The organism is Streptomyces sp. NPDC047880 (assembly GCF_040706515.1).
GTDB lineage: Bacteria > Actinomycetota > Actinomycetes > Streptomycetales > Streptomycetaceae > Streptomyces.
Genome location: NZ_JBEZOK010000013.1, coordinates 149,964 through 166,729 on the forward strand (window position 1 = coordinate 149,964; position 16,766 = coordinate 166,729).

At 70.7% G+C, this 16,766-nt stretch carries 12 protein-coding genes and 1 pseudogene; 3 read left to right on the top strand and 10 right to left on the bottom strand.

Features of this window, described 5'->3' with window-relative positions; genetic code table 11:
- Positions 1-311: 311 nt before the first annotated feature.
- Positions 312-2,927, bottom strand: a complete 2,616-nt coding sequence (locus AB0937_RS21010; RefSeq protein WP_366713617.1) for an ABC transporter permease/substrate binding protein — start codon at positions 2,925-2,927, stop codon at positions 312-314.
- Complete coding sequence (locus AB0937_RS21015; protein WP_366713619.1) at positions 2,920-4,011, bottom strand: betaine/proline/choline family ABC transporter ATP-binding protein; 1,092 nt, start codon at positions 4,009-4,011, stop codon at positions 2,920-2,922. The genes AB0937_RS21010 and AB0937_RS21015 overlap by 8 nt, the downstream gene beginning before the upstream one ends.
- 198 nt (positions 4,012-4,209) lie before the next feature.
- On the opposite strand from AB0937_RS21015, the gene AB0937_RS21020 reads away from it, so the two are divergent.
- Both AB0937_RS21020 and AB0937_RS21025 read left to right on the top strand, forming a co-directional pair.
- Positions 4,210-5,139, top strand: a complete 930-nt coding sequence (locus AB0937_RS21020; RefSeq protein ID WP_366713684.1) for a 5'-3' exonuclease — start codon at positions 4,210-4,212, stop codon at positions 5,137-5,139.
- Positions 5,140-5,266: 127 nt separating this feature from the next.
- A complete protein-coding gene (locus AB0937_RS21025; protein ID WP_366713620.1) occupies positions 5,267-6,109 on the top strand; it encodes a siderophore-interacting protein in 843 nt (280 codons plus the stop codon).
- A gap of 66 nt (positions 6,110-6,175) precedes the next feature.
- Here the strand turns inward: AB0937_RS21025 and AB0937_RS21030 are convergent.
- Positions 6,176-6,757: pseudogene (locus AB0937_RS21030) on the bottom strand (GNAT family N-acetyltransferase).
- Positions 6,758-6,837: 80 nt separating this feature from the next.
- Between AB0937_RS21030 and AB0937_RS21035 the strand changes: the two are divergent.
- The gene (locus AB0937_RS21035) at positions 6,838-7,839 is read left to right on the top strand and encodes an RluA family pseudouridine synthase (RefSeq protein WP_366713622.1); all 1,002 of its coding nucleotides are present in this window, start codon (positions 6,838-6,840) and stop codon (positions 7,837-7,839) included.
- Here AB0937_RS21035 and AB0937_RS21040 read toward each other — a convergent pair.
- The 7 genes from AB0937_RS21040 to AB0937_RS21070 form a co-directional block, all read right to left on the bottom strand.
- Positions 7,833-9,482, bottom strand: a complete 1,650-nt coding sequence (locus tag AB0937_RS21040) for a cytochrome P450 (RefSeq protein WP_366713624.1) — start codon at positions 9,480-9,482, stop codon at positions 7,833-7,835. The genes AB0937_RS21035 and AB0937_RS21040 overlap by 7 nt on opposite strands.
- Before the next feature lie 65 nt (positions 9,483-9,547).
- Positions 9,548-10,168: an ATP/GTP-binding protein gene (locus AB0937_RS21045; RefSeq protein ID WP_366713626.1), complete on the bottom strand. Its 621-nt coding sequence runs from the start codon at positions 10,166-10,168 to the stop codon at positions 9,548-9,550.
- Positions 10,149-10,547, bottom strand: coding sequence for a DUF742 domain-containing protein (locus tag AB0937_RS21050; protein ID WP_366713627.1), 399 nt, complete (start codon positions 10,545-10,547; stop codon positions 10,149-10,151). The genes AB0937_RS21045 and AB0937_RS21050 overlap by 20 nt, the downstream gene beginning before the upstream one ends.
- The gene (locus tag AB0937_RS21055) at positions 10,544-10,951 is read right to left on the bottom strand and encodes a roadblock/LC7 domain-containing protein (protein WP_053673866.1); all 408 of its coding nucleotides are present in this window, start codon (positions 10,949-10,951) and stop codon (positions 10,544-10,546) included. Before AB0937_RS21055 ends, AB0937_RS21050 begins: the two co-directional genes overlap by 4 nt.
- Entirely contained in the window at positions 10,948-12,588 is a 1,641-nt protein-coding gene (locus AB0937_RS21060; protein ID WP_366713630.1) for an ATP-binding protein, read from the bottom strand. Before AB0937_RS21060 ends, AB0937_RS21055 begins: the two co-directional genes overlap by 4 nt.
- Positions 12,589-12,983: 395 nt before the next feature.
- Complete coding sequence (locus AB0937_RS21065; protein ID WP_366713631.1) at positions 12,984-15,833, bottom strand: DEAD/DEAH box helicase; 2,850 nt, start codon at positions 15,831-15,833, stop codon at positions 12,984-12,986.
- A gap of 40 nt (positions 15,834-15,873) precedes the next feature.
- The gene (locus tag AB0937_RS21070) at positions 15,874-16,764 is read right to left on the bottom strand and encodes a diacylglycerol kinase (RefSeq protein ID WP_366713633.1); all 891 of its coding nucleotides are present in this window, start codon (positions 16,762-16,764) and stop codon (positions 15,874-15,876) included.
- Between the last annotated feature and the right edge of the window lie 2 nt (positions 16,765-16,766).

The following is a 16,766-nucleotide window of genomic DNA, read 5'->3' on the forward strand; positions in this document are numbered from 1 at the left end:
CCGTCGATCCGCTCCCCGTGCGACGGTGTCCCGGCGCACTGCTGCTGTTGAGTTGTCTGCACCCTACGCATGTTCGGCAAACCGTTTCAGGCGGCCGTCACATCGCCGTCATACGGGACGGTGCGCGACCTCACACTTCGCGCCAGGTGATCCGTGCCGAGCGGGACGGGCGGGGTGGCCAGGCCGCTGTGGGAACAGGCGGGGAGAAGGGGGTTCGGGGGGTGGCGTGGCACTCTGTGGTTGTCCGGATCCCGTTCGTGGAACGAGGGCCGGGGCGGGACGCGGCGTGTCGCGCGTCCCACCCCGGAACCCTACTGCGGAGTCATCCTCCGCACCATGTCCGGATGCCGCCCGAGCCAGTCGGCCACGGCCTCCTCCTCATGGCCCTGACCGCGGTCCTTGTTCTCGCTCTCCAGGCTGCCGAGCTCCTCCTCGCTCATCTTGAAGTTCTTGATCCACTTCGTGAGCTGCGGGTACTCCTCGGGGAACTCCTCGTTGGAGATGGTGCGGATCGTGTTGCCCTCGCCGAAGGCCTTCTTCGGGTCCTTCAGCTTGGTCAGCTGGTAGTCGCTGTACGCCCAGTGCGGCGACCAGAGGGTGACGGCGATCGGTTCCTTCTTGGCGTACGCGCGCTTCAGCTCGGCCAGCATCGCGGGCGTGGAGCCGTCGACGACCTCGTACTCCTCGTCCAGGCCGTAGGCGGGCAGGACCTCGTTCTTCAGCAGGTCCATCTCGCCGGTGCCCGGCTCGATGCCGATGATCTTGCCCTTGAAGGTGGAGGACTTGCCCTTGAGGTCCTCCAGGGAGTCGACGCCCTTCACATAGGACGGTACGGCGAGCTCCAGGGAGGTCGGTTCGTACCAGGTGCCGAGGTCCTTGAGCCGGTCCTTGTTCTTGTCCCAGTAGTTCTTCTGGGCGTAGGGCAGCCAGGCGTCGAAGTTGAGGTCCAGATCGCCCGAGGCCAGACCGGTGTAGACCGGGCCCACGTCCATCTGCTTCAGGTTCAGCTTGTAGCCGCGCCGCTCCAGGACGTTCTTCCACAGGTAGGTGACGGCGATGTCCTCGTCCCAGGGGAACCAGGCGACATCGAGGGGCTGCTTAGCCTCGGTGGGCGTGCCGCCCCCGGCGTTCTGCACCGGGGCCATCTTGTCGACCACGCCGGGGTTCTGCTTCAGCCAGGCGCGGACGGCGTCCTGCTGGTTGCCCTTGCCCGCCTTGTTGATCTCGGCCTCGAGGCTGGTGAGCTGCTTCTCGCTCATGCTGAAGTTCTTCAGCCACCTGGCGACCGTGGGGTCGTCGCCGGCGAAGCCCTTGCGGGACAGGGTGTGCACCCCGTCGCCCTCGCCCCAGGCGCCCTTGGGGTCCTTGAGCTTCTTGAGGTCGTAGTCGTTGTACGCCCAATGCGGCGACCAGAGGGTGGTGACGATCGGCTTCTTCTGGGCGTAGGCGCGCTTCAGCTCGGCCAGCATCGCGGGCGTGGAGCTGTCGACGACCTTGTACTCCTTGTCCAGGCCGTACTCCTTGAGGACCTTGCCCTTCAGCAGGGCCATCTCGCCGGCGCTGGACTCGATGCCGGTGATCTTGCCGCCGAACTGCGACGCCTTGCCCTTGAGGTCCGCCAGGGAGTCGATGCCCTTCATGTAGGCGGGCACGGAGAGCTCCAGGGACGTCTTGTCGTACCAGGAGCCGAGGTCGTCGAGCTGCTTGCCGTACTTCTTCCAGTACTGGGCGTGGGTCGTGGGCAGCCAGGAGTCGGTCTGGAAGTCGATGTCGCCCTGGGCGAGGGAGGTGTACAGCGGGCCCGCGTCGAACTGCTTGGCCTCGACCTCGTAGCCGCGCTGTTCCAGGACCTCCTTCCAGAGGAAGGTGGAGGCGACGCCCTCGTCCCAGGGGATGTAGCCGATGGTGATCTTCTTGCCCTGGCCGACGTTCTTGCCGTCCGCCACCGCCTCGGTGCCGGTGCCGCCGCCGAAGGCGCCCATGCCGCCCGCCGTGAGCGCGAGGACGACGACACCGATCACGGCGACGACCGGACGGGGCCGGTACGACCAGATCTTCAGCCCCTGGGCGGCGCGCAGCTTGGCGGCGGCGCGTCGGCCGAGCGGGGAGACCTGGGTGCCCAGGGCGCTGGTCATGCGGTCCAGGTAGATCGCGAGGATCACGATCGCCACACCGGCCTCGGAGCCGAGGCCCACGTTGAGCTGGCCGATGGCCTCGTTGACGTCGCCGCCGAGGCCGCCGGTGCCGACCATGCCGGCGATCGCGGCCATGGACAGGCCGAGCATGATGACCTGGTTGACGCCGGCCATGACGGTGGGCAGGGCCAGCGGGAGCTGGACGCGCAGCAGTGTGTTGCGGGGCGAGGTGCCGAATGCCTCGGCCGCCTCGACCAGTTCCTTGTCGACCTGCCGGATGCCCAGCTCGGTCATGCGCACGCCCGGGGCGAGCGCGAAGATCAGGGTGGCGACGATGCCCGCTGGGGCGCCGGTGCCGAAGAACAGGATCGCCGGGATGAGGTAGATCATCGCGGGCAGCGTCTGCATGAAGTCCAGTACGGGCCGGACCAGACCGCTGACGCGGTCCGAGCGGGCCGCCCAGATGCCGACCGGTATGGAGATCACCAGCGCGATGACGGTCGCCACGAGGACGAGCGCCAGGGTGATCATCGCGTTCTCCCACAGTTCGAGGGAGTCGATGAACGCGAATCCGGCGAAGGTGAGGAGGCCGGCGAGGGTGCCGCGCAGCCAGAAGGCGATCACGGCGAAGATGCCGGCGAGGAGCAGCGGTTCGGGGGCCTGGAGGACGGCGTTGATGCCGTCGTAGAGGCCGAGGAAGACGGTCTTGCAGAAGTCGAACAGCCACGCCATGTGGGTGGTGAGCCAGTCGACCGCGTCGTTGACCCAGCTGCCGAGCTGAACCCTAGGCATCGGCGGTCACCTTCTCTCCGCCCTTGTCCCGCGGGGAGTCGCAGGGCTGCGGGGTGGCGTCCGGCTCGTCGCCGAGGAAGCCGACCAGGCGCTGGCGGGGAACGACGCCGAGCTGCTTGTCGTCCCCGTCCACGACCGCGACGGGGTGGGTGAGCCGGGCGCTGATGGCGCACAGCTCGGTGAAGGGGGTGTCGGGCGTGGCGGTCTCGCAGTGGCAGCCGGGGGCGTCGGCGGTGACCGAGGTGTCCATGAGCTCGCCCGCGGTCAGGACGCGGGAGCGGTCGACGTCCTGGGTGAAGGAGGCGACGTAGTCGCTCTCCGGCCGCAGCAGGATGTCCTGGGCGGTGCCGATCTGGACGATGCGGCCGTCGCGCATGACGGCGATGCGGTCGCCCAGGCGCATGGCCTCGTTGAGGTCGTGGGTGATGAAGACGATGGTCTTCTTGAGCTTCTGCTGGAGTTCCAGGAGCTGGTCCTGCATGTCACGGCGGATCAGCGGGTCCAGGGCGCTGAAGGACTCGTCCATCAGCAGCAGGTCGGCGTCGGTGGCGAGTGCGCGGGCCAGGCCGACGCGCTGCTGCATGCCGCCGGACAGCTCGTCGGGCCAGGACTTCTCCCAGCCGGCCAGGCCGCACAGGGCGAGCGCCTCGTCGGCACGGCGTGCGCGCTCGGCGCGGGGCACGCCCTGCACTTCCAGACCGTAGGCGGCGTTCTCGCGCACGCTGCGGTGCGGGAAGAGCGCGAAGTGCTGGAAGACCATGCTGATCTTCTTGGAGCGGACCTCGCGCAGTTCACGGGCGCCGAGCGTGGTCAGGTCCTGGCCGTCGAAGCGCACGTGCCCGGCGGTGGGCTCGAGCAGGCCGTTCAGCATGCGCAGCAGGGTGGACTTGCCGGAGCCGGACAGGCCCATGACGACGAAGATCTGGCCGGGCTCCACGGTGAAGGACGCGTCGATCACGGCGGCGGTCGTGCCCTCGGCCCGCAGTTCCTCCCGGTCGGCGCCCCCGCGCAGCCGCTCGACGGCCCGGTCCGGTCTTCTGCCGAACACCTTGTACAGACTCGTCGCTTCCAGCGTCGCTGACACGTGGACCTCTGTTTCCTTGACAACGGGACAGAGCGAGGACAGGGCACAAAACAGTTGAAATGCGCAACCAGCCTCGCTCCGGGGCGGCGCCTTCCCTGGATCACCGGAGGCAAACGAAAGAGTGGGGCGCTTCACACCGGATGCGCAGGACACAACGCGTTGCGCTGCGCCGGGTGGCTGTCGGTGCGGTACGGCATGATGCGTGGCGTGACCGGACGACTGATGCTCCTTGACACCGCCTCCCTGTACTTCCGCGCCTACTTCGGCGTCCCGGACTCGGTCCGGGCCCCGGACGGCACGCCGGTGAACGCCGTGCGCGGACTGCTCGACTTCATCGACCGCCTGGTCAAGGACCACCGGCCGGACCTGCTGGTCGCCTGCATGGACGCCGACTGGCGGCCGCAGTGGCGGGTGGAACTGATCCCCTCGTACAAGGCGCACCGCGTCGCCGAGGAGCACGCGGCCGGACCGGACGAGGAGGAGGTGCCCGACACGCTGTCCCCGCAGGTGCCGGTGATCGAGGCGGTACTGGACGCGGTGGGCATCACGCGCGTGGGCGTCGCGGGCTACGAGGCGGACGACGTGATCGGCACCTTCACCGCCCGGGCGACGGGCCCGGTCGACATCGTCACGGGCGACCGCGACCTGTACCAGCTGGTGGACGACGCGCGGGGCGTGCGCGTGCTGTACCCGCTGAAGGGTGTGGGGACGCTGCAGCACACCGATGAGGCGGTGCTGCGTGAGAAGTATGGGGTCGACGGCAGCGGGTACGCGGATCTGGCCCTGCTGCGCGGCGACCCCAGCGACGGCCTGCCGGGCGTGCCGGGCATCGGAGAGAAGACGGCCGCCAAGCTGCTGTCCGAGTTCGGGGACCTCGCCGGGATCATGGCGGCGGTCGAGGACCGCGGGTCGAAGCTGACACCCACGCAGCGCCGGCGGCTCGACGAGGCGCGTCCGTACCTCGCGGTCGCGCCGAAGGTGGTACGGGTGGCGGACGACGTGCCCCTGCCCGACGTCTCCACGGCGCTGCCGCGGGCGCCGCGCGACCCGGCGGCGCTGGAAGCACTGTCGGCGCGCTGGGGACTTGGCGGGTCACTGGAGCGGTTGCTGACGACCCTCTCGACCTGACGAGACAGGACGGGCGGGAGGAGGCCGGCGGCCCTCGGTGTTCAACTGCCGCTCTTTTCGAGAGGTGTGAAACGGGGACGAGGTGCTAACTTAGGTAAGCCTAACTATGTGAGACAGGGAGGTCCTCATGGCAGAGCGACCGGGACGCCAGCCGCGCAGGCTCCACACCGCGCAGGTGGTCCGCACCGAGCGGCTGACCCCGCACATGCAGCGCGTGGTGCTCGGCGGCGAGGGCCTCGCCGACTTCACGGCCGGCACATGCACCGACCACTATGTGAAGCTTCTCTTCCCGCCCGCGGGCGTCACCTATCCGGAACCCTTCGACCTGCAGCGCGTCCGTGACGAGCTGCCGCGCGAACAGTGGCCGGTGACCCGCACGTACACGGTCCGCCACTGGGACGCCGAGCACCGTGAACTGACCCTGGACTTCGTCATCCACGGCGACGAGGGCCTGGCCGGTCCGTGGGCGGTGCGCGTGCGGCCGGGCGAGACCGTGCGTTTCATGGGCCCCGGTGGGGCGTACACACCCGACCCGGGTGCCGACTGGCATCTGCTCGTGGGGGACGAGAGCGCACTGCCCGCGATCGCCTGCGCCCTGGAGGCGCTGCCGCGCGGCGCCAGGGCGTACGCCTTCGTGGAGGTCTCCGGCGCCGAGGAGGAGCAGAAGATCGACTCGGACGTGGAGGTCGCCTGGCTGCACCGCGGCGCCCGGCCCGTCGGCGAGGCTCTGGTCGACGCCGTACGGAGCCTGGAGTTCCCCGAGGGCCGGGTGCACGCCTTCGTCCACGGCGAGGCGCACTTCGTCAAGCAGCTGCGCCATCTGCTCCGCGTCGAGCACCAGATCCCGCGCGAGGACCTCTCGATCTCCGGTTACTGGCGGCGAGGCCACAACGAGGACGGCTGGCAGGCCTCCAAGCGCGAGTGGAACGCCCGGATCGAGGCGGAGCAGGAAAGCGTGTCGGCGGCCTGAGGCCGACCGGCCCGCCCGGGCTCCCGGCCGCGGACGCCGGAGCAGTCACCCGTGCCGGTCCCCGGATCAGTCCTCCCGTACCCGCGCGTGCAGATGCATGTCGTGCCATCCGTCCGGCTGCATGATCGCACTGCGCTTGGTGCCCTCCAGCGCGAAGCCGGTCCGGGTGGCGACCCGGCACGAGGCCTCGTTGCGCACGGCGTGCAGCAGTTCCAGGCGGTGGAAGCCGGCTTCGTCCAAGGCTCAGTGGGTGAGCGCGGTGGTGGCGCGGGCGGCCACCCCCCGTCCCCGGGCCGCCGGGACGGTCCAGTACGCCACCTCCGCCGTCCCGTCGTCGAGTCGCAGCTCACGCAGCGCCACCCGGCCCAGCAGCACACCGGACGCGGCATCGGCCACCGCCCAGTGCGCCTCCCGCTCCTCCTCCCACGACTGCTGCCACGCGCGGATCCAGTCCCCCACCTCCGCCTCGGAGCCGGCCGACCGGGCGTGCCACTGGTGCATCACCGGGTCCTGGAAGACCTCGTACACCGCGGGTGCGTCCCCCGCCCGGAAGGGGCGCAGGACGAGTGCACCGTCCGCTGGGAGAGTCGGCTGCGGGCGGTCCGCGAGGACCCCGGCGGTCAGGACCGGGCTGATGAGAAACGGCATGCCCGCATCCTGGCAAGGGCCGGCGGCGTGATCCCAGTGGTTTTCCGCCCCGCCGCCCCGGCCTCGTACGCTGGGCCGCGATGAGACGCAAGACGCGCATCCCGCCCTCTCCCCTGCCGCAGCGCCACGGTGTGGACCCGGTACGGGTGCGGCTGCCCGCGGCCGGGACCTGGGGCACGGTGCGCGACCACCTGGTGGAGCGGCTCTCCGGGGCCGGCCCCGGAGTCGTCGACGGCATGCTCGACGCAGGCCGGATCGTCGGGGCGGACGGACGGCCCGTCGCTGCGGACGCCCCCTACGTCCCCGGGATGTTCGTGTGGTTCCACCGGGACCTGCCCGCCGAGGCGCCGGTGCCCTTCCCGGTGCGGGTCGTGCACCGGGACGAGCACATCGTCGTCGCCGACAAGCCGCACTTCCTCGCCACCACCCCGCGCGGCGGCCATGTCGCCGAGACCGCGCTGGCCCGGCTCCGCCGGGAGCTGGACCTCCCGGCGCTCACCGCCGCGCACCGGCTGGACCGGCTCACGGCGGGGCTCGTGCTCTTCGTCGTGCGCCCCGACGAACGCGGGTCCTACCAGACGCTGTTCCGTGACCGCCGGGTCCGCAAGGAGTACGAGGCCGTCGCCCCGTACGACCCCGGTCTCACCCTGCCCTTCACGGTCCGCAGCCGGATCGTGAAGGAGCGCGGCGTGCTCACGGCCCGGGAGGTCCCGGGCGAGCCCAACGCCGTGAGCCGTGTCGAACTCGTCGAGCAGCGCGACCGATCCGGCGAGCAGGGCCGGCCCGGTGGACTCGCCCGGTACCGGCTCACGCCCACCACCGGGCAGACGCACCAGCTGCGCGTCCACATGACCGCGCTGGGCGTGCCGATCCTCGGCGACCCGCTCTACCCCGAGGTGACCGCCCCCGCGCCGGCCGGTGACTTCCGTCGGCCCCTGCAACTCCTGGCGCGCTGCCTGGAGTTCACCGACCCGGTCACGGGCGAGGAGCACCGCTTCCGCAGCGGACGGACGCTCGCGGCCTGGGCGTCGTACGACCGTTGGGCCGCCGGGACGTACGGCGGCCCGCCAGACGGTCAGTAACCGCGCCACCAGCTCAGGAACCGCTGCCAGACGCCCCTGCGGCGGGGTGCTGGCGCGACGCCGGGCTGCGGCGGCCCGGGCACCGGCTGGGGCTGGGGCTGCGCCTGGGCCGGCCGGGGCTGCGCGGTGTCCAGCTGAGGCGTCGCGATGACCATCCGGGGTGTCGCGGTGACCGGCTGGGGTGTTGTGGTGACCGGCTGGGGTGTTGTGGTGACCGGCTGGGGCTTAGCGGTGACCGGCTGGGGCTGGGCGGCGGCCGGCTGCGACTGCGGTACGGGCGGTGCGGTGGCCGGCGGTTGCGCGATGCCGATCTGCCAGTCCGAGCGCTGCGCGGCGACCGGCTTGTGGTGCGGCACCTCCTTCACGTCCTGCGGCGGCCTGGGCGCGAACTGCACCGGCAGTTCCACCAGGTGCCGGGAGGCGATGGACGCCGTCCAGCTCAGCTCCTCCTCGTCGCAGTCGAGTTCCACGTCCGGCAGCCGCATCAGCAACGCGTCGACACCCACGTCGGCGATGGAACGGCCGATGTCCTGGCCGGGGCACTCGTGCGGGCCGCCGCCGAAGGCGAGGTGGGAGCGGTTGCCCTGCATGCTGGCCTTCAGGTCCGGCCGCACCCGCGGGTCGACGTTGGCCGGCAGCGGGGCGAAGAGCAGCCCGTCGCCCCGGCGGATGCGCTGCCCGCCCAGCTCCGTCTCCTGCTTGGCGAAGTAGGCGAAGACCGTGCTGAACGGCGGCTCGTTCCACAGGGACTGCTCCACCGCCTCCGGCACGGTCATCTGGCCGCCGTTGAGCTGGGCCCGGAAGCGCGGGTCGATCAGCACCGTCAGCAGCACGTTGGACAGCAGGTTGGTGGTGGCCTCGTAGGCGGCGAAGAGGACCAGGCGCAGGTGCTCCCTGACCTCGTCGTCGCTCAGCCGGGCCGGGTGCGTGATCAGGTAGCTGGCGAGGTCCTCCTCCGGCTGGGCGCGGCGGGTGGCGGTGAGCCGGCTGAGGACGTCCATCACGTAGGAGTGGCTGGCGATCGCGGTCTCGGTGCCCTTCAGGGCGTCGCGGGCGGCCTCGACGAGCCGGTCGTCGTACTCGTCGGGCATGCCGAGGATCTCGCACATCACCGCCATCGGCAGGTGCTCGGTGAACTGGCTGACGAGGTCCGCCTCGCCCGCCTCGCAGAACCGGTTGACGATCACCTGCGTGCTGCGGTTGATGTAGCGGCGCAGGCTGCGGAAGTCGATGGTGGAGATGGCGCCCATGACGGCGCCGCGCAGCCGCTTGTGCTCGTCGCCCTCGGCGTGCGAGGCGATGGGCTGCCAGGCGATGTGCGGCATCAGTGGGTGGTCCGGCTTGACCAGGCCCTCCTTGAGCGGGGTCCAGATCCGGCTGTCCCGGCAGAACTGCGAGGGCGAGCGCACCATGTGCAGGTTCTCGGCGTGGCCGAGGACGATCCACATCGGCACGTCGTCGTGGAGCAGCACGGGCGCCACGGGACCGTGCTGGTCCCGCAGTTGCTCGTACAGCGCTCCGAGGTCCTCCGCCTCGTGCAGCCGGTGCAGTCCGCCGGGCCCGAGGCCGTGCGCGGGGCAGCCGGGGGGCGGGCCGGACGGGAGGCCGTCCGTGCCGGTCGGGGCGTGGGATTCAGGCGTCACAGTGATCGCTCCGAAACTGAGGTGGTTCCAGGTGTCCGGGGGGGAGGTGCGAACGAATCGCACGGTCAGGCGCGGGAGCCCGTCATGGCGAGCGAGTGCAGGAAGCGCATGAGGGTCATCAGGACGTCGCGGCTGGAGGCCCGCCGCCGCGCGTCGCACTCCATGATCGGGATGTCCGGCGTGAGGTCGAGGGCGGCGCGCAGCTCCTCGATGGCGTAACGCGGGGCGTCCGGGAAGGAGTTGACGGCGACCACGAACGGTACGCCGCGTTCCTCCAGCCGCCCCATGACGTCGAAGCTGACCTCCAGCCGCCGGGTGTCGACCAGCACGACCGCGCCGAGCGCACCCTCGAACAGGCCGTTCCACAGGAACCAGAAGCGCTGCTGGCCGGGTGTGCCGAAGAGATACAGCACCAGCTGGTCGGTGATGCTGATCCGGCCGAAGTCCATGGCGACGGTGGTGGCCGTCTTGGACGCGGAGCCGAAGTTGTCGTCGACGCCGATGCCGGCCTGCGTCATGGTCTCCTCGGTGGTCAGCGGTGTGATCTCGCTGACCGAGCCGACCATGGTCGTCTTGCCGACGCCGAAGCCACCCACGATCACGATCTTGGCCGCGGCCTGTGCCGTGTGGGGCAGCTGGTCCTCGGCCCGGGGGCCCGGGATGGTGTCAGAGCCGTTGAAGTCCATTCATCACCGCTTCGAGGAGGGAACGGTCGGAGCGCGCCTTGCGGACGATCGGTGCGCGCGCCTGCACCAGTTCCGCCGTCAGCAACTCGGTGAGCAGCACGCCCATCGCGCTGAACGGCAGGTGGAGGTAGGCCGACAGCTCGGCCACGGACAGGGGGGCGGCGCAGAGCCGGAGCAGCGCCGCCTGTTCGGGAGAGGCGGACGGCGGCGGGTCCGTGGCACGCGCCACGATCAAGGTCACCAGGTCGAGCTCGGCCCGTTCGCCGTCCGGGCCGGCCACCACGTACATCCGCTCCGGGTTCCCGGGTCTGTCCTCGCCCTCCTGCGGCGTGGGCGGTTCCGGGGCGAGCTCGCGCCTGTGGCGTTGCGGAGGCGTCATACGATCTGCCCGTTCCGCCGGGGCGGGCTCGTGAGGTGACCACCGATCCGGACGACCAGGTCGCGCATCATGGCGCTCATCCGGCCGGGTTCGCACCGCACGTCGGACAGCACCGCGAGGAAGGCGTTGGCGCCCGCGCCCATCAGGTAGAAGTACCCCTGGTCGATCTCGATCATGACCAGCTTCATCTCGCCGTCGCCCACCGTGAGTTCCTGGCAGATGCTGCCGGCGAGGGACTGCAGTCCGGCGCAGGCGGCGGCGACCCGGTCGGCCGCGTCCGGCTCGCCTCCGTAGCGGGCGATGCGCAGACCGTCGGCCGAGAGCACCACGATCATCTCGATGCCCGGTACACCGTCGGCGAGTTGCTTGAGCATCCAGTCGAAGTTGCCTCGCTGCTGGATCACTTGAGGTCCCCCTCGTCGTCGGCCTCGGTGGGGGCCGGGTCGTTGATCAGGTGCAGGTACTTGTGCGGGTTCCGGATGAAGTCGGTCGGATGGGTGCCGGGTTCGATGCCCTGCTTGAGTCCCTCCCAGAAGGCCTCGAGGCCCTTGCCGGGAGCGTCCGGGGACGACATGTCGTGCCACGACTTGGGTTCGGGCTCCGGTGTCGCCCAGGGGTTGTACTCGCCCCGCTCGGCTGCTTCCCGGTCGGCCTTCTCGTTGGCGGCCTGCTGGGCGAGGCGCTCGGCGAGCGGCATCTTCACCTTGCTGCGGCGCTGCGGCAGGCCGTTCGCGGTCCACTCGGTGACCTCGGGGACGTCGTCGTCCTCCAGCGAGACCGTGGCCGGGATCTTCGGGCTGGTGGGCCGTCGCCTCTTGGGCGCGCGCTTCGGGCCCTCGGGGATGCCGACCGTCATGGGGATGCCGGTGGCACCGATGCCGTGGGCGAGTCCGACACCGGGCTCGTGGGTGATCATCTCGCTCGGCACGATGAGGATGGCGCGGACGCCGCCGTAGGCGGAGGCGCGCAGCGAGACCTGCATGTTGTACGCCGTGCACAGACGGCCCACGACCGCCAGGCCGAGGCGCGGATGCTCGCCGATGTCCTGGAGGTCGACGCCCGCCTTGGCGGCCTCCAGCATGCCCTCGATCCGGGCGCGTGCCTCCTCGTTGAGGTTGACACCGCCGTCCTCGATCTCGATGCAGACGCCGGTCTGCACCTCGGTGGCGGTGACGTGCACCTTGGTCTGGGGCGGCGAGTAGCGCGTGGCGTTGTCGAGGAGTTCGGCGGCGGCGTGGATGACCGGCTCGACGTAGATGCCCTTGACGCTGACCTTGGCGATGGAGGACAGCTGGATGCGCCGGTACTCGAGGATGCGGGACATGGCGCCGCGCAGGGTGCTGTACAGGGACACCGGGGCGGGCCACTGGCGTCCGGGGCGGCCACCGCCGAGGACGGACACGGAGTCGGCGAGACGGCCGATCAGGGCGTTGCCGTGGTCGATGCGCAGGAGGTCGTCGAAGACCTCCGGATTGCGGCCGTGGTCCTCCTCCATCTCCCGCAGTTCCTCGGCCTGCTGGTGGATGATCGCCTGGACGCGGCGGGCGACACTGACGAAGGAACGCGCGGCGGCGTCACGCATGGTCACTTCGTAGTCGACGATCTTGAGCACTCTCAGCAGCGTCTCCTTCTGCGGGGCGGGAAGGTCCCGGAACGAGGGGTCGACGAGGCCGAGCTTGCGGATCACCTCCCTGGGGGATTCTCCGGTGCGCAGCAGATCGAGCGCGGCAGGGATCATCTCCCGCGAGAAGTGGAGCAGTTCGGTCTCGTGGGCGGCGATCCGCTGTTCCAGCTGTGCGCTGTGCAGGGCGTGCTCGGCACGCTGGCGGCGCAGCGCACGGCCGCGGCGTACCGCCTCGGCCGCCGTCGCGAGCACCAGCGCGGTGGCGATGCCACCGCACCAGCCGACGGCGCCCCGGGCCGGCTCCGTCACCAGCGCCACGGCGGCTCCGGTCGCCGCGGCCATGACTATGGCCGGGAGCAACAGCACGCGCGCGTAGGGGAGTTCACCGCGACCGGGAGGGGATTGAACACTCACCATGTGGGCCTTCTGACAGGAGTCGACTGAGGTTCGGGGGACTTGCGGGGGGTATGTCATGAAGCTGTCGGGATCTTCCACCCATTGGGGAACAAGCGCACGAATTCGTCTCAAGCCGGTGCGCTGCGGGCGAGCTTAGTCCGACCGGATCATCGCCATGTCATATTCAGCAACTGCCGGAAACCGGACGCGAGGGGATAGTACGCTCGGCCGTTTACACACTGCGACATCGTTCGAATGCATAACGTGACGGCGTACAGGCATACGAAAGTCCCCCACCGTCTGGGGTGAGGGACTCTCGGAACAGCGCCTTCAGGGGGCGCGGGGCTGTGTCAATGGTGCGGCTGCGCCGCGTGGGCGCGAGCAACCACGAAACGGGTCACCCGCGCATCGAACGATCACCCCACCGACGAATAGGCGACAACACCCCGCAGCAACAGATCCACGGCCTTACGGGCGTTCTTCACCACGGAAGACCCCTGCGGAGCAGCCGCCGCGATCTGCCCCAGCACGTCGATGACCTGCTTGCACCACCGCACGAAGTCCCCCGCCGGCATCTCCGCCTCGCGCAGCACCTCGTCGAGTCCCTTCCCGGAGGCCCACTCGTACGCGGCCCAGGCGAAGCCGAGGTCGGGCTCGCGCTGCCCGACGCCCTCGGTCTGGGTGATCCGGAACTCCTCCTCCAGCGCGTCCAGCCGCCCCCAGATCCGCACCATCTCGCCCAGCGCGGCCTTGGCGTTCCCGGACGGCACCTTCGGCGCCATCGCGTCGTCCGCGACCCGGGACTCGAACACCAACGCCGAGACGCACGCGGCCAGTTCGGCCGGACCGAGGCCCTCCCAGACGCCCTCGCGCAGGCACTCGCTGGCGAGCAGGTCCAGCTCGCCGTACAGCCGCGCGAGCCGCTTGCCGTGCTCGGTGACCTCGTCGCCGCGCAGGTAGTCCAGCTCCGTCAGCAGCGCGACGATACGGTCGAAGGTCCGGGCGATCGTGTTCGTACGGCCCTCGATCCGGCGCTCCAGCTGCGAGGTGTCCCGCATCAGCCGGTGGTAGCGCTCGGCCCAGCGGGCGTGGTCCTCACGGTCGCTGCACCCATGGCAGGGGTGCGCCCGCAAGGCCGTCCGCAGCCGGGCGATCTCGCGGTCGTCGGCCGCCTGGGAGCGCCGCTTGCGGTGCCGCTCGGCGGGGATGTGCCCGGCCTTGGTGCGCAGCGCCGACGCGAGGTCCCGACGGGACTGCGGGGAACGGGGGTTGAAGGACTTCGGGATCCGCATCCGCTCCAGCGGCTCGACCGGCACCGGGAAGTCCATCGACGCCAGCCGCTTCACCTGCCGCTCGGCGGTCAGCACCAGGGGGCGCGGCCCGTCGTGGTGGTCGAAGCCGCGGTGGCCGTTCGAACGGCCCGCCGGCAGGCCCGGGTCCAGCACCAGCGCCAGGCCCGCGTACTTGCCGGTGGGCACGTGGATGACGTCACCGGGCTTGAGCTTCTCCAGCGCGACGGCGGCCTCCGCGCGCCGCTGTGCCACGCCCTGCCGGGCGATCTCGTTCTCCCGGTCCTTCAGCTCGCGGCGCAGCCGCGCGTACTCCTCGAAGTCGCCGAGGTGGCAGGTCATGGAGGCCTTGTAGCCCTCCAGACCCTCCTCGTTGCGCTGCACCTGGCGGGAGATGCCGACGACCGACTTGTCCGCCTGGAACTGCGCGAACGACGTCTCCAGCAGCTCGCGCGAGCGATGTCGCCCGAACTGCTCGACCAGGTTGACCGCCATGTTGTACGACGGCTTGAAACTGGAGCGCAGGGGGTACGTGCGCGTGCCGGCCAGGCCGGCGAGGTGCTCGGGGCTCATGCCGCGCTGCCAGAGCACCACGGCGTGGCCCTCGACGTCGATGCCGCGCCGCCCGGCCCGGCCCGTCAGCTGGGTGAACTCGCCCGGGGTAATGTCCGCGTGCTGCTCGCCGTTCCACTTGACGAGCTTCTCCAGCACCACCGAGCGGGCGGGCATGTTGATGCCGAGCGCGAGGGTCTCGGTCGCGAACACGGCCTTGACCAGGCCGCGTACGAACAGCTCCTCGACGACCTCCTTGAAGGTCGGCAGCATGCCCGCGTGGTGGGCGGCGATGCCGCGCTCCAGGCCCTCCAGCCACTCGTAGTAGCCGAGGACGTGCAGGTCCTCCGTCGGGATGGACGCCGTGCGCTCCTCGACGAGCGAGCGGACCCGCTCGCGCGCCTCCTCGTCGTTGAGCCTGAGCCCCGCGTACAGGCACTGCTGGACGGCGGCCTCACAGGCGGCGCGGCTGAAGATGAAGGTGATGGCGGGCAGCAGCCCCTCGGCGTCGAGCCGTTCTATGACCTCGGGCCGGCTCGGCGTCCAGATCCGGGACCGCTGGCGGCGCTCGCGCTCACGGTCCGCATCGCGCATCGACCGGCCGCGCCGCCGGTCCTGGTACGACGGGCGGCTCGCCTCCATGCGCGCCATCCGCATGAGGTCGGGATTGACGGCCTTCTTGTGGCCCTCGCCCTCCTCGAACAGGTCGTACATCCGCCGCCCGGCCAGCACGTGCTGGAACAGCGGCACGGGCCGGTGCTCGGAGACGATCACCTCGGTGTCCCCGCGGACGGTGTCCAGCCAGTCGCCGAACTCCTCGGCGTTGGACACGGTCGCCGACAGCGAGACCAGGGTGACCGACTCGGGCAGATGGATGATCACCTCTTCCCACACGGCTCCCCGGAACCGGTCGGAGAGGTAGTGCACCTCGTCCATGACCACGTAGCCGAGGCCGAGGAGGGTCTGGGAACCGGCGTACAGCATGTTCCTGAGCACCTCGGTGGTCATCACCACCACCGGCGCTTCGGAGTTGACGCTGTTGTCGCCGGTCAGCAGGCCCACTTTGTCCGTGCCGTAACGGCGGCACAGGTCGGCGTACTTCTGGTTCGACAGCGCCTTGATGGGTGTCGTGTAGAAGCACTTCTTGCCCTGCTGGAGGGCGAGGTGGACGGCGAACTCGCCGACGATCGTCTTGCCGGAGCCGGTGGGCGCCGCGACGAGCACGCCCTTGCCCGCCTCGAGCGCCTGGCAGGACTCGATCTGGAAGGGGTCGAGGCCGAAGTCGTACATCTCGCGGAAGGAGGCGAGCGCGGTGGCCTGCTCGGCAGCGCGCTTACGGGCTGCCGCGTACCGCTCGGCCGGTGAGAGGTCCTCTGTCATCGTGCTTTCGAGCGTACCGGGCCGCACTGACAACAGGACGATCATTATCCGGATCCGTTGCTGTGAAACCCCGGATCCGCGCAGCTCAGGGGCCGACGACCCGCACGCCCCCGCGCACGCAGCGCGCGACCAGCGGCAGCGGGCCGAGCGGCTCTCCGTCGGCGTAGCCGGTGACTGCGTCGGCGGCGAGCTCGACCCGTGCCGCGCGCTCCACGGTCACCTGCGGATGGTCGACGTGCGTCCCCCGGTACACCCGCGGGAACACCCTCAGCAGCGTCGCCCGGCTGCAGTCGCCGACCACCGTCACGTCGAACAGCCCGTCGGTCAGATCGGCGCCGGGGCAGATCCGCATGCCGCCGCCGTAGGAGGAGCCGTTGCCGACGGCGACCAGGGTCGCCTCGACTTCGCGGACCTCGCCGTCGTCGAGCCGGATCCGGTACGGGACGGGCCGGAACGCGGCGAGTTCGGCGATCATCGCCAGGTCGTACCTCAGACGGCCGGTGGGCCATCGCATGCGGTTGCCGCGGTCGTTGACCCGGGAATCGAAGCCGGAGGCGAGGACCGTGCCGAACCAGCGGTCGCCGGCCCGCCCGAGGTCGATGTCGCGGATCCGGCCGCACTTGAGGGCGTCGGCGATCATGCGGCCCGCGGCGGCGGGCTCGCGCACCGGCAGGCCCAGGGCACGGGCGAAGTCGTTCCCGGTGCCGACCGCGACCAGGCCGAGCGGGGTGCGGGTGCCCGCGACCGCCTCCAGGGCGAGGCCCGCCATGCCGTCGCCGCCCACGGCGATCAGGGCGCCCGTGCCGGATGCGACGGCCGCACGCGCGCGGACCAGGGCGTCCGCGGCGTCCTCGCCGAGGACGGTCCGTACCGAGAAGCCGGCCGCCCGCAACGCGGAAGCGGCCGGCTGCGCCGCGCGGGCGCCCCGGCCGCGGCCCGCGGTGGGGTTGACGAAGAGGGTGATCTCGCTGGTCACAG